This is a genomic window from Xenorhabdus ehlersii (genome assembly GCF_003610465.1).
Lineage (GTDB): Bacteria > Pseudomonadota > Gammaproteobacteria > Enterobacterales > Enterobacteriaceae > Xenorhabdus > Xenorhabdus ehlersii.
Map to the genome: position 1 here is coordinate 360244 of NZ_RAQI01000004.1, position 16427 is coordinate 376670.

16 protein-coding genes are annotated in these 16427 nt (G+C 43.7%); 9 read left to right on the plus strand and 7 right to left on the minus strand.

All coding sequences use genetic code 11. The annotated features are described in order from the left end of the window. Window positions 1–3: 3 nt before the first annotated feature. From ppnN to BDE27_RS14565, 3 genes are all read right to left on the minus strand, one after another. Window positions 4–1371, minus strand: a complete 1368-nt coding sequence (gene ppnN, locus BDE27_RS14555) for a nucleotide 5'-monophosphate nucleosidase PpnN (protein WP_099133461.1) — start codon at window positions 1369–1371, stop codon at window positions 4–6. A gap of 113 nt (window positions 1372–1484) precedes the next feature. Then, complete coding sequence (gene queF, locus BDE27_RS14560; RefSeq protein WP_099133463.1) at window positions 1485–2330, minus strand: NADPH-dependent 7-cyano-7-deazaguanine reductase QueF; 846 nt, start codon at window positions 2328–2330, stop codon at window positions 1485–1487. 263 nt (window positions 2331–2593) lie between these two features. Then, complete coding sequence (locus BDE27_RS14565) at window positions 2594–4285, minus strand: cholesterol oxidase substrate-binding domain-containing protein (RefSeq protein WP_099133464.1); 1692 nt, start codon at window positions 4283–4285, stop codon at window positions 2594–2596. Between the two features lie 312 nt (window positions 4286–4597). On the opposite strand from BDE27_RS14565, the gene syd reads away from it, so the two are divergent. From syd to BDE27_RS14585, 4 genes are all read left to right on the plus strand, one after another. Continuing rightward, on the plus strand, window positions 4598–5149 hold the full coding sequence (syd, locus tag BDE27_RS14570) for a SecY-interacting protein (protein WP_099133466.1): 552 nt from the start codon (window positions 4598–4600) through the stop codon (window positions 5147–5149). Between the two features lie 613 nt (window positions 5150–5762). After that, window positions 5763–6089 carry a YqcC family protein gene (locus tag BDE27_RS14575; RefSeq protein WP_099133468.1) on the plus strand — a complete coding sequence of 109 codons (327 nt, stop codon included), beginning with the start codon at window positions 5763–5765 and terminating at the stop codon, window positions 6087–6089. 1 nt (window position 6090) lies between these two features. Then, entirely contained in the window at window positions 6091–6843 is a 753-nt protein-coding gene (gene truC / locus BDE27_RS14580; protein WP_099133470.1) for a tRNA pseudouridine(65) synthase TruC, read from the plus strand. Between the two features lie 35 nt (window positions 6844–6878). Continuing rightward, on the plus strand, window positions 6879–7325 hold the full coding sequence (locus BDE27_RS14585; RefSeq protein WP_099133472.1) for a flavodoxin: 447 nt from the start codon (window positions 6879–6881) through the stop codon (window positions 7323–7325). A gap of 82 nt (window positions 7326–7407) precedes the next feature. Here the strand turns inward: BDE27_RS14585 and BDE27_RS14590 are convergent, their stop codons facing one another. Next, window positions 7408–7794, minus strand: a complete 387-nt coding sequence (locus BDE27_RS14590) for a DUF3461 family protein (protein WP_099133473.1) — start codon at window positions 7792–7794, stop codon at window positions 7408–7410. A gap of 146 nt (window positions 7795–7940) precedes the next feature. On the opposite strand from BDE27_RS14590, the gene BDE27_RS20625 reads away from it, so the two are divergent. Then, complete coding sequence (locus BDE27_RS20625) at window positions 7941–8054, plus strand: hypothetical protein (RefSeq protein ID WP_478207879.1); 114 nt, start codon at window positions 7941–7943, stop codon at window positions 8052–8054. Window positions 8055–8086: 32 nt separating this feature from the next. Here the strand turns inward: BDE27_RS20625 and dapD are convergent, their stop codons facing one another. The 3 genes from dapD to map all read right to left on the minus strand — a co-directional run bounded on the left by dapD (window position 8087) and on the right by map (window position 12570). After that, window positions 8087–8911 carry a 2,3,4,5-tetrahydropyridine-2,6-dicarboxylate N-succinyltransferase gene (gene dapD, locus BDE27_RS14600; protein WP_099133475.1) on the minus strand — a complete coding sequence of 275 codons (825 nt, stop codon included), beginning with the start codon at window positions 8909–8911 and terminating at the stop codon, window positions 8087–8089. A gap of 13 nt (window positions 8912–8924) precedes the next feature. Then, window positions 8925–11603, minus strand: a complete 2679-nt coding sequence (glnD, locus tag BDE27_RS14605) for a bifunctional uridylyltransferase/uridylyl-removing protein GlnD (RefSeq protein WP_099133477.1) — start codon at window positions 11601–11603, stop codon at window positions 8925–8927. 169 nt (window positions 11604–11772) lie between these two features. Next, the gene (gene map, locus BDE27_RS14610) at window positions 11773–12570 is read right to left on the minus strand and encodes a type I methionyl aminopeptidase (protein ID WP_099133479.1); all 798 of its coding nucleotides are present in this window, start codon (window positions 12568–12570) and stop codon (window positions 11773–11775) included. 403 nt (window positions 12571–12973) lie between these two features. On the opposite strand from map, the gene rpsB reads away from it, so the two are divergent. The 4 genes from rpsB (at window position 12974) to frr (ending at window position 16326) form a co-directional block, all read left to right on the plus strand. Next, on the plus strand, window positions 12974–13699 hold the full coding sequence (gene rpsB / locus BDE27_RS14615) for a 30S ribosomal protein S2 (protein ID WP_099133481.1): 726 nt from the start codon (window positions 12974–12976) through the stop codon (window positions 13697–13699). Between the two features lie 168 nt (window positions 13700–13867). Continuing rightward, on the plus strand, window positions 13868–14725 hold the full coding sequence (tsf, locus tag BDE27_RS14620; RefSeq protein ID WP_099133483.1) for a translation elongation factor Ts: 858 nt from the start codon (window positions 13868–13870) through the stop codon (window positions 14723–14725). 143 nt (window positions 14726–14868) lie between these two features. Continuing rightward, window positions 14869–15597, plus strand: a complete 729-nt coding sequence (gene pyrH / locus BDE27_RS14625; protein WP_099133484.1) for a UMP kinase — start codon at window positions 14869–14871, stop codon at window positions 15595–15597. 171 nt (window positions 15598–15768) lie between these two features. Continuing rightward, the gene (gene frr, locus BDE27_RS14630; RefSeq protein ID WP_099133486.1) at window positions 15769–16326 is read left to right on the plus strand and encodes a ribosome recycling factor; all 558 of its coding nucleotides are present in this window, start codon (window positions 15769–15771) and stop codon (window positions 16324–16326) included. Window positions 16327–16427: the final 101 nt, after the last annotated feature.

Consider the following 16427-nt stretch of genomic DNA (forward strand, 5'->3'; position numbering starts at 1 on the left):
GATTTATTTGATTATCTCATAACATGGTTCATAAGCAGCGCCTCCAGGGAGTTTCATGCGATCTTGCTCGACAAAATCTTGCAGGAGGTTATCCATGCGATGCATGATATCTGCATCGCCGTGGATCTTGAATGCCCCATGTTTTTCTATGGCGTGAATACCCACTTCTTTGACATTGCCTGCCACAATACCAGAAAATGCGCGTCGCAGTGCGGAGGCAAGTTTTTCCGATGGCTGGTTTGGGTATAAATTCAAGTCAGCCATGTTTTCATGGGTTGGAGTGAATGGAGATTGTAGATCAGAGCTGATTTTCAGTGACCAGTTGAAGCTATAGGCATCTCCGGTCGCGCGGCGCTTTTCTTTGACCTTCGGCATGGCTTTTTTCATTATACGTGCGACTTCTGAGGGGGCATCCACAATAATGTGATAGTGATTGCGAGCCTGTTCCCCCAGGGTATTAACGATAAATTCATCCAGCACCTGGAAGTAATTGGCGCTCTCTTTTGGGCCAGTCAAGACCAGCGGCAGAACCTGATCTTTGTTTTCAGGATGCATCAGGATAGACAACAAATACAGCAATTCTTCTGCCGTTCCCACTCCGCCAGGGAAGATAATGATGCCATGGGCGATACGGACAAAGGCTTCCAGACGTTTTTCAATATCAGGCATGATGATTAGCTCATTCACCAGCGGATTAGGTGGCTCTGCCGCAATAATTGAAGGTTCTGTGATACCGATAAAACGACTTTTTTTGTAATTCTGCTGGGCATGTCCCACTGCGGCACCTTTCATCGGGGCTTCCATTGCACCAGGACCACAACCCGTACAGATATTCAGTTCACGTAATCCAAGCTCATTGCCTACCTTGCGCCCATATAAATACTCTTTCTCATTGATGGAATGGCCGCCCCAACAAACAATCATATTAGGCTCTTCTGAGATATGCAGTGCCTTGGCGTTGCGTAGGATAGAGAAAATAGTATTGGTAATATGCATACCATTTCCCATATCCAAATTATGTGCCTTCTGTGCATCGGTAATTTGCCCGTGGACAAACAAAATATCGCGCAGTACTGCAAAAAGATTGGCTTGCAGAGAACGGATGATTTTACCATCAACGAAGGCTTTTTCGGGGGGATTAATGAGTTTCAGCTTTACGCCACGCTCTCTACGCAGTACGTTGATATCAAAATTCTGATATTTTGATAGTAATTCCTTACTGCTATCTATTTGACTACCTGAATTGAGAACCGCCAGTGAACAGTTACGGAAAAGGCGGTATAAATCACTGCTTGCGGTACGCTTAAGCATATCTACTTCAAGCTGAGAGAGTAAATCCATTGATCCTAATGGATTGACATGTGTAATCAAGAATGACTCCTTTTACCCCTTGTGGGGATTCCTCAGTAATGATTTATACCCTATTGGGTATAGCTGACTTCATCCAACAGTTTAGCTAGCGGTCATTAATCAGGTTATTTCGATTATTGGCGGGCTAACCTTCCTGTTGTTGGAATAAACGCTTCGTTACTGCGCCACGGATTGATATCTAATCCTCCCCGACGGGTATAGCGTGCATAAACAGTGAGTTTTTCAGGCGCACATAACGTCATTAGGTCATTGAATATGCGCTCGACACATTGTTCGTGAAATTCATTGTGATGTCGGAAAGAAACTAAGTAGCGCAATAGTTTTTCCTGATCGATTTTTGAGCCTTGATAGCGGATCATAACCGATCCCCAATCGGGCTGGTTGGTAATCAGGCAGTTTGATTTTAGCAAATGGCTAATCAGGGTTTCCTCAACAACAGGGCCAGTTGCTGCGTTGTTAAGGTAATCGCGATTGAATTGATAATCATCAATGTCAATATCCTGATTATCGATGCATTTTCCTGCAAATTCGCCAATTGGTTGTTGGCTGAAATCGTGCAGGGGATGCAGAACAACCTCAATGTTGCCATTGGCGCAAGCAGATAAATCTTGTTGCAAGGTTTTCTGTACTGTTTCCCAATCAGCAAAACGAGTTTGGTTAAAGCTATTTAGATAAAGTTTAAAGCTTTTTGATTCGATAAGGTTTTCACTGGCCGCATCTAAGCTGACATGACCGATGGCAACTTGAGGAACGCCACGTGCGTTGAGCCAGGAGAGTTCGTACATGGTCCAGATATCTGCACCATGAAAAGGGAGATTATCAGGAAATAGCCCAAGTGGTTCGCGGTTCATACTGCGGGGAACCGCTTGTAATAAAGTAGGATCATAGTTATCGCGGTAGGGGGTTGGTTTACCCAATGTGAGTTGGGAAAGCGCGTGATTATCTTGATATAAAGACATTAGGATTCCTTAAGGCTAAAAAATCTTACATTCAGATAGTCTTTACGACAAAGAGCGTCTTGGTGACTAAAATTATCTGTACTATATCAAGGAATCATGATGATTCGTATTTTTATTGCGCATTATCCCTCAGGTTCACTGAGCCAACGTCATTGTCGATATTATTGACGTGATGGGCTGAGTAAGTATCAGTATTATTGAACTTAAATAGCAGATATATTTCTATATCTGCTATTTATTAGGGTTTTCTAATCAGAAAGCGGTTAACTAGAAAACAAGGTATCCAATAATGGCGATCTAAATATGTGATGTGGATCGTGCTTCTGCAATGCTGAAACGGTTGAAGCCCAGTTGTTATCAGCAGGCAAACCATCAGTAAATGACGCTGGGATTGTTTTGGTTAATACTTCCTTATCCTCCCATGCGGTGTTAGAACCATAAGCCCAACCTTTACTCCATTCAACACGAGCAGAGGCATAAGAACCATCAAATTCGTTGAATAGCCATTGTTCAAATTGGTGGCAAAATTCAATCGCATAGGGTGTTTCTGGAAAGGTTAAGACATCAAGCCAAACGGCGACATCCCATTCTGGATGATCCAAACGGGGACGAATAGCGGATAAGCTGGAAACCGTTGCTCCTGCATACATCACTTCAGCAGGATCATCTAACCCCGTAACCCTGACTTCAAGGGGGCCATTAATGGGATATTTTCCTTGGTTAGCATAGTGTTGTATTAATTTCTTCCATTGGGTATAAAATTTATTCAGTACAAGCTGGATATTTGTCCGTTGGGTTAATACTGCATAACCATTTGCCGTAACACGCAATGTTGTTGGTTTTACATATAACAATAAGTTTTTACTCCAACCCCAGATATCTTTTCCATAGTTTTGCAAGGCTGCATGTGTCAGTTGATATTGCATTTCACCGACAAGAGGTGTAATTAGCGGGAAGTTAGCAAGAATATTATCTGCAATATCCGATAGGGTTGATGAAATATTATCGGAAAATGGATAGTTATAGGGTGTTTTAACTTCAATACTGGAAGCTGGTTTGGTTGGTGCTATATTCCAGACTTTTAGCCACGGTGCTTTTGTAAAAGGGAATAAAATTATTTCGGCTCGACCGCTTTTATCCAGAAAATAACTAAAAGTCCGCTTTTCTTTTGAGTTTTCTGGAAGAGAAAATAATTCATCTGCTGGTATATCGGTGAAACTTCGGCAGCGAAGGCGTTGATTTTTACCTGCCTGAAATTGCACTTCTAAAATCAGAGCGCACCCGACATGAGTTAATAGGGGGGCACAATCAGGTTCATCTCGCTCAAAGCGTTTAATGGTATATAGCTGATTTTCTTTATTCCATACAACAGCAGATAGGGATAATATCGTATTACTGAGGGAGCCAAATGTGTGTCCAGGAAGCGGGATCTCGTCAACGGCTTTAATGGCAGTTCCATGCCCGTCTATTGCGAGAGCAGCACCGAGTGTTAAATCACCAGGAGCGGGGGTAGCAGTAAAACCTAAACCCTGTTCTTCCATTTGGGTTAGTAACGTTTCCATCAATACGCCAGTTTGTGCGGTTACTATGGAAAATTGAGAGCGATGTTCGATATTGACATGAGTAAAATGAGAGGAAAGATCCATCAACATAATGCGATTTTTGAAACTTTGCCCTGATTTCAATATCAGTGGTGACCAGTTATGTGATTGCCCGATGGGTCTTAATTTATAATTCTTTTTCCATGCCCAATTGATAACGGAAATAACCTCTTCAATAGTTCTGGGTATACAGCACGGTATATTATCGGCGTGAATTTCTCCTGACCAATTTTTAAAGTTAATCATTTTCCAGGTGACTTCTTTGGGAAAATTGGGTAAGTGATATTCTATTTTGGTAATTATCTCATTTTGTAAATAAATATCTTCTTGTTTAATTGAATCTGATGATGGCATGTTCTATTTCCTTAGTTCTTAATCTGTAGGGGATGACTTTTTAATATAAATTCAATAATAAATCTATTTGTTAAGAATTGTTTTATGAGAATAAAATTCAGCTCATCATTTGAGTAGGTTGTTAATATTATAAATTGATAAATAACCGATATAAAAATATATCTGCTATTTATTTGATAATGCTATATCCTGTATATTTTAAGTTAAAATCGAGGGGATATAGAATAGAAAACCATGATAAATTTTATAATTTAATAAGATAGATGGTAACATTAGCCTTATAAAGCCTGAAAATGTGGATGATATAATCATATGACCTTTAATGTGACAGAGGCACTCTCTGACTTTACCCGACGTTATGTTGAATTATGGCAAAAGAAAACAGGGTTTCCACCAGCCAGCAGTGAGTTGTATGGCATATCTTCACCCTGTATCGAGCGCACGGGAGATGATGTGGTGCATTGGCTTCCACGGCCGTTTTCTGCCCAAGAAAAGCTTAGCAAGGTAGAAACTGCACTGGAGATCCGTTTGCAGGACTCCATCCATGATTACTATGTGATGCAGTTAGCGGGTGATATGACAGCCAGTTTTGCAGAGCAAAATTTCAGTCTGATTCAGGTATGGAGTGAAGATGATTTTATTCGCTTGCAGGAAAACCTGATTGGCCATCTGATTACACAAAAACGGTTAAAACTCTCGCCTACCGTCTTTATTGGGACGACTGATTCCGATATGGGGTTGATCTCTGTGTGTAATTTGACAGGGCAAGTGATTTTTGAACAGTTTGGTAGCCATGAAAGGAAAATTTTATCCGCAGATTTAGCCAGTTTCCTTTCGGTTATCAATCCTGTTGTGTATGGTTGATTGCAGATATTGATTGGCTTTTTTGTAAGAGATATCTCACATGAAATGTGAGATATCTCTTTTAATCATAGCGTGAATATTATTCAGTGAAATTATTTTCATTCTATATCAATAAGATGCGCAATGTTCCCTTAGTGTGAGTTTTTCATATCTCTTACGATGCTGATTTAGTTGCTTGTTTCAAGAGGCTGGATCGTAGATCCTTTCACTGTTCCGCAAGGAACCATTGCAAAACAATAACCAGGGAATAAATCCATCGGGAAGATGGTACAAAGGATGACTAGGTACAGGCAGGAACGCTAAAAACTATCAGTATAATGATTGAATAAAGGATAGTAGACAAGGATGTATTTTGTCAGGGAAATCAGCAGGAAGCACCCCAAGTAGCAGGATTGCTATGACAGCCACTCAAGAGGAGAGGGAAAATCTCTCCTCTTACTTCACTTCTATTTGCTTTGAACTATTTGCTTTTAGTTATTTGCTGTTAACTATTACCGCAATTTTTCCTACTGTAATTTTTCCGCTGCAATCGTATCAATGATACTCTTACGTCCCAATGATACGGTGGCAATTTTTGTCATCTGAGCAACAGACAAGCATCAGACGAAACATCATGAGTATCGAGAAACAAATTTTACGTAAATTGCAATTAATTGAAGCTACCATGAAAACGGTGGGGATATGGCAAAATTATCCACCTAAACCAGAATCCTTTGAAAGCACTGAACCTTTTTCCATTGATACGATGTCAGCAGAAGAGTGGCTCCAGTGGGTATTAATTCCACGGATGCGCGCCTTGATAGAACAAGAAGCCTGTTTGCCGACGGCATTTACCATCGCTCCGTATTTTGAAGAAGTGTATAAAGAAGAAGTAGAGCGTTTTTTTCCTTTACTTGAACACTTACGGGCATTGGACAACCTGTTTACGCAGGATACCTGATATGCTGGAGATTATTTATCAGGATAAGCATATTGTTGCAGTTAATAAGCCTGCCGGATGGTTGGTTCACCGGAGCTGGCTGGCGCGTCATGAAACTGTTTTTGTGATGCAGACATTGCGCGATCAAATTGGACAGCATGTTTTTCCCGTCCATCGTCTGGACAGACCAACATCGGGCGTTTTATTGATGGCGCTTTCAAGTGAAGTCGCCAGAACACTTGCACAACAATTTGAATTCCACGATATACAAAAAACGTATCACGCAGTTGTGCGGGGTTATGTTGAAGGTGATGATATTATCGACTACGCCCTAATGGAACAGTTGGATAAAATTGCGGATAAATTTGCTGATACAGATAGAGCAGCGCAACCAGCCGTTACTTATTACCGTTCGTTGGCAAAAGTAGAGCGTCCGGTTGAGATAGGGCGTTATCCAACATCTCGTTTCAGTCTGTTGGAGCTGATGCCAAAAACGGGTCGTAAGCATCAATTACGGCGACATATGGCACATATTCGACACCCGATCATTGGGGATACTACGCACGGCGATTTGCGACAAAATCGAGGAGTTGCTAAATATTATCAGACTGGCAGGTTAATGCTGCATGCCAGCCGCCTTCAACTCAAGCATCCCGTGACAGAAAAGCGCCTTCTCCTCACTGCGCGCTGGGATCAACCATGGCAGCATTTGCTTGAGCAATTTGGCTGGCAGGGTATTGTACCTGATCTGGAATGTTTGACTATTCATGAATGAACGCAGTATCAAACCGATTAAAGAGATCAATATCTATGGCAAAGATTGGTGTTTTCGTTGGTACAGTTTATGGCAATGCGTTAGCGGTTGCGGAAGAAGCACAGCAGATACTTGAGCAGCAGGGGCATAAGGTTGAGGTTTTTGAAGATGCAACCTTAGAACAATGGCAAAAGTATTTGCAGGAAGTTGTCTTAGTGGTCACTTCGACGACAGGGCAGGGTGATCTACCGGATAATATCCAGCCGCTCTATACAGAGTTAAATGATAAGTTGGGCTATCAGCCCGATCTGAGCTATGGCGTGATTGCGCTAGGTGACAGTAGTTATGACACTTTCTGTGGTGGTGGCCGTACTTTTGATGACCTGTTACAGGAACAGGGAGCCAAACGAATCGGTGAGGTTCTACTGATTGATGCCATAGAGATAGTTGAACCAGAAGTCTTTGCTCAAGACTGGGTTGGGAAGTGGGGAACTTTGTTATAAGGAAATGCTCTACGACACCGCTTATGCCTTTATTGGATTGGAGAATTGGGGAGGATAAGCGGTGTATGACAAACTGACATAATTACTTACGGGTCAGCTTTTCCAAATCAGCTTCAATTTCTGCAATCTTATTTGCAACGACATGTTCGAGATGGCGTAAGTCGTCGAGGATTTTGCGTTGCAAATCCACTTCGATCTGATCATGTTTGCAAATCTGATCTAACTCTTCAATAACATAACGTAGGTTAGTGTTGATTTCTTTGACTTCTTTATAACCCTGGCTAGAGTGTGCGTCAGAGATGGTCTTTAACTGGCGTGGATACTTAAATTTAACGCTCTTGGCGAAGAATTCGCCTTTATCCTTGCGGAAATAAATCTTGAGAATGTCGTTATTCGCTTCCTGACGGAGACTATAGCGATCAATATCTTCAGGATGTGTGATCCCCAAACTTTTCAAGTTATCGTACATAGCGCGCCACCTAGTCATCTAAATGAAATGGAAAGGCCAAAAATAGTGGATTTATTATCCATTTCGTCATCGTTAAAAGTCAATTGGAGAATGGGGATGGAGGGTATCCGTACAAAAATTAGAATAAATACGAAGCTTTACTTCGCATGATGGATGAACAGAAGCCAGAAACTATAGCCGCGCTTTCTGGGCTTTCAGGAAGAAAACCTAGCAATTTGTCAACTACGTTAAAAACACTTAATCAGCATGAATGTCGATAGCCACCCAATGGGTGGCCTTGTTACTTTTTAATTTAATCAATATTTCTTAGCAGTTCATTAATACCTACTTTACCACGGGTCTTAGCATCAACCTTTTTCACAATAACAGCGCAATATAGGCTATAGCTGCCATCTTTCGACGGAAGATTACCGGATACGACGACGGAACCCGCAGGTACGCGACCATAATGGATTTCGCCGGTTTCGCGATCATAAATTTTGGTGCTTTGGCCGATGTAAACACCCATTGAGATCACGGAGCCTTCTTCTACGATAACACCTTCTACAATCTCAGAGCGTGCACCGATAAAGCAGTTGTCTTCAATGATGGTTGGATTGGCCTGTAATGGTTCCAGGACACCGCCAATGCCAACACCACCGGATAAGTGAACATTTTTACCAATCTGTGCACAGGAACCGACTGTCGCCCAAGTGTCTACCATTGTGCCTTCATCCACGTAAGCACCGAGGTTGACGTAAGATGGCATCAATACGGTATTGCGGGCGATATAAGCTCCCTGACGGACGGCCGCAGGAGGCACGACACGGAATCCTTCTTTTTCGAAACGAGCCTGATCATAGTCAGCAAATTTCATCGGAACTTTGTCGAAATAGCGGCTTTCAGCACCTTCCATCACCTGGTTGTCATTAATGCGGAAGGAAAGCAATACCGCTTTTTTCAGCCATTGATGAGTTACCCACTCTCCGTCGATTTTTTCAGCGACACGCAATTTGCCGCTGTCCAGCATTTGAATCACCTGGTTAATGGCATCGCGGGTTGCGCTATCAACGGTAGTTGGGGTGATGTTAATGCGGTTTTCAAATGCATTTTCGATCGTCGTTTGTAATTGCTGCATAAGTATGCGGTTCCTAATTTCTGTTAAGAGAATCTTGTTGTAGTTTATCCTGTGTATCGAGGGCCTCTGTCAACCTTTCTGATAGTTCATCCCTTATTTTTTTATGTAATGCGTTTTGATCTTTATCCGCTAATACAAAAAAGTCTTCCACACGTTCACCAATAGTCGTAATGCGGGCTCCATGTAAGAAAACACCCAAGTCGGCGAAAATATTGCCTACCCGTGCCAATAATCCAGGCTGATCCAATGCAACCAACTCCATATAAGTACGGCGAGCATTTTTTGTCGGTAAAAAGTTAACGTTGGTTGGGACATTAAAATGGCGCAACTTGGCAGGCAGGTTACGTGCTTTTGGTACTTTAGGATGTGGATCGTTCACAACTTGCAATAAAGCACGGCGGATAGGTTCGTGACGATCAAATGCCAGTGGATGGCCGTTAGGATCTAAAACCACAAAGGTATCCATCGCCATTTCATCCCGATTGGTGAAAATTTGGGCATCGTGGACACTTAAATTACGCTTGTCCAATTCCCCAACAACGGCGGCAAAAAGTGAAGGGCGATCTTGGCACCAAATAAAAATTTCTGTGCCACCGTGAGAGAATGCGGTACTGATCAAAACCATGGGTTCTTGGGCGGGGTGACGGATTAAGTGGCTAGCGTGCCATGCTAATTGATCAGGGGTATGGCGGAGGAAATAATCGGCATGACAACGGTTCCAGATATTGTGTAAACGCTGTTCGTCGATATTTTCTTGGCGTAAAAGAGCCAATGCCTGCAAGCGATTGTTACGGATGCGTTCCCGTAAATCAGGGGTATTTTGAATACCTTGGCGCAACTGGGTTTCAGTGGCGAAATAGAGTTCACGTATCAGGCTCTGTTTCCAGCTATTCCACAGTTTAGCGTTGGTAGCACAAATATCAGCAACGGTCAGGCAGACTAAGTAATTAAGGCGGTTTTGGTTTTTAACCTGGCTGGCAAATTGTTGGATGACTTCTGGATCTTGAATATCCCGACGCTGTGCAGTCACTGACATCAGCAGATGGTCGCGAACCAGCCATTCCACTAATTCAGCTTCGTGATTTGTCAGGCCATGCTGTTGTGAGAAGACGAAGGCATCTTTGGCACCAAGCTCAGAATGATCGCCATTGCGACCTTTGGCTATATCATGGAAAAAAGCTGCCAGCCGCAATAGCTCTGGTTGAGGAAGACGCGGGTAAAGTTCAACACATAGAGGGTGGATCACACGGTTATTTTCATCAGCAAAACTTTCGAGTTTTTGCAATACGCGGATGGTGTGTTCGTCAACGGTATAAGCATGAAAAAGGTCAAATTGCATCTGGCCGACAATATTGCTCCAAAATGGCATATAAGCCCCTAAGACACTATGAAGGTGCATTGGGAGCAACGCCCCTGTAACAGCATGGGGATGGCGCAGAATATCCATGAAAATTTTTCGTGCTTCGGGGCGTTCGCACAACGGAGTGGTCAGATTTCTACGGGCATAGCGAAGCTGGCGCAATGTTGTGGAATAGATCCCTTCAATTTCACGATGTTCAGCCATGTGATAGAACATTCTCAATATTGAAGTGGGATCATGGCTAAACAGTGTTTCATCAATGAGATCGATACGGTTTCCCCGCAATTGAAACTCGGCGTTAAGAATGCGTGGTTTCTCATTGGGTTGCAGCGCTAAAATGGCTTCATTAAACAGTTGCAACAGCATATTATTTAGCTCACTGACGCGGCGGGTCATGCGATAGAAATCTTTCATCATTCGCTCGACAGGTTGATTTCTTTCCCCTTCATAACCGAGTAGCTGGGCGACGCTAAACTGACGTTCAAACAGCAATCGGTTATCGTAACGGGTAACAACCAAATGAAGTGCAAAACGGATACGCCAGAGAAAATTCTGGCATTCGTTCAATTCATTGCGTTCTTCCTGAGTCAGGAAACCAAAATTGACCATTTCATCTAAGGAAGTGGCACCAAAATGGCGATGAGCGACCCAAAGTAACGTGTGGATATCGCGTAGCCCACCTGGGCTGCTTTTGATATCAGGCTCCAGATTGTAACTGGTGCTGTGATAGCGTTGATGGCGTTCTTGTTGTTCAGTAATTTTGGCTGCGAAAAATTGAGCGGATGGCCAGAAATCATCACTGAAAATATATTTCTGCAAGCGTAGAAATAGCGGTAAGTCCCCACAAATTAAGCGGGATTCAATGAGGTTAGTTGCGATAGTAGGATCAGAAAGCCCTTTTTGCTGGCATTCTTCGAATGTTCTGACACTGTGGCCGACTTCAAGATGAATATCCCAAAGTAGGGCAATAAATTGCCCAAGACGAGTTGATTGCTCTTCAGCCAATGGCGATTCGCTCAGAATCAATAGGTCAATGTCAGAGAGAGGATGTAGTTCGCGGCGACCATAGCCACCTACCGCAATCAGGGAAAAGGAATCGATCTGATCAAATCCCTGTTCCTGCCATAATCGCTTTAAAAGTTGATCAATATAGTCACTGCGGGTGTAAATCAGTGCGTCCGGTGAGATTCCTGCCTTGAATGCGTGCTCAAGCCATAGCTGGAATTCATCAATATGCTGTTTTAGGGTGGGAAAATGCAGATCATCGTGGGAAAACTCCACAGGAGAAAGAGGGGGAACGGGTGCTTGTGCTAAGGAGATATCAACCGGCATATGCAGAAACCTATTGTGAGAAAACCCGTGAGGAAAAAGACTATGATGACCAGATTACTGAGAAAATTATAGGATGAACAGGCATTATTGACAGAGATAAAAGCTCCCCGTAGGTTGAAGGTAGCAGGGAGCTTATTGATTAAATTTAATAAATTGCGTTAGCTGGCAATTATGCGTTCACTAATACTGCTGGGATATGCGCTTCTTCTTCTTGGCGCCATGTCATGATTTCACAACCATTATCGGTAACGACAATAGTGTGCTCGTACTGTGCAGACCAACCGCGATCTTTGGTTTTCACTGTCCAGCCATCTTTCATGGAGCGGATACGAAAATCACCCGCGTTGACCATCGGCTCAATGGTGAATGCCATGCCTTTTTGCAATACCACACCACCATCATCAGCATCATAATGCAGAACATGAGGTTCTTCGTGGAAACCTCTACCGATACCGTGACCGCAGTATTCGCGGACAACAGAGTAATCGTGACTTTCTACAAATTGCTGAATTGCCTTGCCAATGGTACGCAGACGGATGCCAGGCTTAACCATTTTCAGGGCAAGGTATAAACTCTCCTGAGTGACGCGACACAGGCGCTCACCTTGAATGGTTGGTTTGCCGACAATGAACATCTTAGACGTATCACCGTGGAACTCATCTTTGATGACTGTAACGTCAATATTGACGATATCACCTTCTTTCAGGGCTTTATCATCGCTTGGAATACCGTGGCAAACCACGTCATTGACGGAGATACATACGGATTTAGGAAATCCGTGGTAGCCCAGACAAGCCGAGATGGCCTGTTGTTTTTCGGTAATGTGCTTGTGGCAGATACGATCAAGTTCACCCGTAGTGACACCAGCCTTAACGTAAGGCTCAATCATTTCCAGAACTTCGGCGGCCAGACGTCCGGCAACCCGCATTTTCTGAATGTCTTCTTCTGTTTTGATAGAAATAGCCATGAAATGGGTCCATTTAAGTCGGAATATTATCGACTACTTGATATTAATTAAGGAAAGTGTTGTCGGTAATGGTATCAGCCCACCGAATGGATGCCAATATAACCTGTATCAGTAGCCGTAATAAACGTAGTTGTCACAAACATAGCTGTAACAAATGTTGGAGTCTGGTGGTGGTTTATGGTATAAAGCGCGCCGGTATTCTGCGTAATTGTTTCTGATATGATGCAATTTGTCAGGGATACTAAATAAACTCATTATGTGTAAATAACACACACGGATCGGCACATACACCGGGGTGCTCTTATGCGGTTAACTCATTTAATGTGAATCATCCCGCAGCCAAGGAGTCGGTGTCATGGGATCTGTGGAGGCATAACCCCAATTAACTTTATAGAGGTCTAAAATGGCAACTGTTTCCATGCGCGATATGCTGCAAGCGGGCGTTCACTTCGGTCACCAGACTCGTTACTGGAACCCAAAAATGAAACCTTTCATCTTTGGCGCTCGTAACAAAGTTCATATCATCAACCTGGAAAAAACTGTTCCAATGTTCAACGGTGCTTTGGCAGAGCTGAACAAAATCGCTTCCCGTAAAGGTAAAATTCTGTTTGTTGGCACTAAGCGTGCTGCTAGCGAAGCAATAAAAGAATCAGCATTGAGCTGTGACCAATACTTCGTTAACCACCGTTGGTTGGGTGGTATGCTGACTAACTGGAAAACTGTTCGTCAGTCAATCAAGCGTTTGAAAGATCTGGAAGTTCAGTCTCAGGACGGTACTTTTGACAAGCTGACTAAAAAAGAAGCGCTGATGCGTTCTCGTGAGCTTGGCAAACTGGAAAACAGCCTGGGTGGTATCAAAGACATGGGCGGTCTGCCTGATGCGCTGTTTGTTATCGACGCTGAACACGAACACATTGCTATCAAAGAAGCAAACAACCTGGGTATCCCTGTATTCGCTATCGTTGATACCAACTCTGATCCAGATGGCGTTGACTTCATCATCCCTGGTAACGACGACGCAATCCGTGCAGTTAAACTGTACCTGACTGCGGCAGCTACCGCTGTTCGTGAAGGTCGTTCTCAAGATCTGGCTGTTCAGGCTGAAGAAGGTCTTGTAGACGCTGAATAATAAGGCCTGCTCATTTTGTTTGAGCCCTTATTGACCAGGTATTGAAATATATTGGTTAGGGGGCCTGTTATGGCCCCCTTTACCTATCTGATATAGAACTATTATCTGATATAGAACTTTCCACGCGGAATATTATCTTCCCGCGAGACACATCGAGGAATAAAACAAATGGCTGACATTACCGCTGCTCTGGTAAAAGAACTGCGTGAGCGTACTGGCGCAGGCATGATGGAATGTAAAAAAGCGCTGGTTGAAGCAAATGGTGATATCGAACTGGCTATCGATAACATGCGTAAATCAGGTCAGGCAAAAGCGGCTAAGAAAGCAGGCCGTGTTGCTGCTGAAGGTGTTATTCTGGTTGAAGTTGCGGCTGATGCTAAATTCGCAGCTATCGTTGAGCTGAACTGTGAAACTGACTTCGTTGCTAAAGATTCTGGCTTCCTGGCGTTCGGTAAAGACGTTATCACTTCTGTTATGGCAGACAAAAACGCTGACATCGATGCACTGAAAGCGAAGTTCGAAGAACAGCGCACTGGCCTGGTAGCGAAAATTGGTGAGAACATCAACATTCGTCGCGTTGCTATTCTGGAAGGTGAAGCGGTTGGTTCTTACCTGCACGGTTCTCGTATCGGTGTTCTGGTTGCTGCTGAAGGCGCAAACGAAGAACTGATCAAACACATTGCAATGCACGTTGCGGCAAGCAAGCCAGAATACGTGAACCCAACTGACGTTCCTGCTGACGTTGTTGAGCGTGAGCACCAGATCCAGCTGGACATCGCAATGCAGTCTGGTAAGCCTCGCGAAATTGCAGAGAAAATGGTTTCTGGCCGTATGAACAAATTCACCGGCGAAATCTCTCTGACTGGCCAGAACTTCGTGATGGACCCAAGCAAATCTGTTGGCGATCTGCTGAAAGAAAACAATGCTAAGGTTATCAACTTTATCCGCTTCGAAGTTGGTGAAGGTATTGAGAAAGTTGAAGCTGATTTCGCAGCAGAAGTTGCTGCAATGAGCAAACAGTCTTAATTTTCTTGAACAGAGCCGCCAGTTGGCGGTTCTGTTTTATCTCATGATGAATTTTTACATCTGGGCTGCATAGCGTGGATGTGTAGTAATTGAGTAAATCTTAATCGATCCCCAATATCCTTATCTGCTTAGGACTGAACACCATGGCAACCAATGCAAAACCCGTATATCAGAAAATCCTGCTTAAGCTCAGTGGAGAAGCCCTGCAAGGCGCAGAAGGTTTTGGTATCGACGCCAGCGTCTTAGACCGCATGGCTCAGGAAATCAAAGAACTGGTTGAGCTGGGTATTCAGGTCGGTGTCGTTATTGGAGGCGGTAACCTGTTTCGTGGTGCCGGTTTGGCAGAGGCAGGAATGAACCGTGTAGTAGGCGATCACATGGGCATGTTGGCGACTGTGATGAATGGTTTGGCAATGCGTGATGCTTTGCACCGCGCCTATGTGAATGCCCGTTTGATGTCGGCCATCCCACTGAATGGCGTATGTGACAATTATAGCTGGGCTGAGGCGATCAGCTTACTGCGTCACGGTCGTGTTGTTATTTTCTCTGCGGGTACTGGTAACCCGTTCTTTACGACCGATTCCGCTGCATGTCTGCGTGGCATTGAAATCGAAGCGGATGTTGTGTTAAAAGCAACCAAAGTTGATGGCGTTTATTCTGCTGATCCTGCAAAAGATCCTGAAGCCGTTCTCTACAATAAGCTCACTTATCAGGAAGTATTGGAGCGTGAATTGAAAGTGATGGATCTGGCGGCCTTTACGCTGGCTCGTGACCATAACCTGCCAATTCGTGTCTTTAATATGAACAAACCAGGCGCACTTCGTCGTGTTGTGATGGGGGAAAGTGAAGGTACGTTGATTTCTCATGGCTGATTTTTCACCGTTAGTGCTCAGAGACATTGGTGAAATTTGACGGTATGATCAGCATCCTGATGCGCCAAATTTAATGACACAGGGTCACATATGTCGTAGCGTACTCGGTTCACTTATCTATGATTTACGCAATGTGGCCTAAAAAATAACCATCTCCCAAGGGTTTGTAACGTGATTAATGAAATCAAGAAAGACGCACAAGACCGCATGGAAAAAAGCGTCGAAGCACTGAAAAATCAAATTAGCAAGGTTCGTACTGGCCGTGCTTCTCCTAGCCTGTTGGATGGCATCAGCGTTGAATATTATGGCGCTGCGACTCCATTGCGTCAGATTGCAAACGTCGTTGCAGAAGATGCCCGCACTTTGGCGATCACCGTATTTGATCGTTCTATGACTGCGGCGGTTGAAAAAGCCATTATGGCTTCTGATCTGGGCCTGAACCCATCTTCTGCCGGAACCATTATTCGTGTTCCATTGCCACCACTGACAGAAGAGCGCCGTAAGGATCTCATTAAAGTTGTGCGTGGAGAAGCGGAACAGGGCCGTGTCTCTATCCGTAATATTCGCCGTGATGCGAACGATAAGGTGAAGGCACTGCTGAAAGACAAAGAAATCAGTGAAGATGAAGAACGTCGTTCACAAGATGAAATTCAGAAACTGACTGACAGCTTCATTAAGAAAATTGATGAAGCGTTGGCAAATAAAGAAACTGAGTTGATGGATTTTTAATTGCCGTTTCACGCATACAACGCCGCAGCTCTTGCGGCGTTGTTCTTATCCTGGATATTACACTTCGTATCATATTTCTTTCTCAAGCGATGGACATAGCG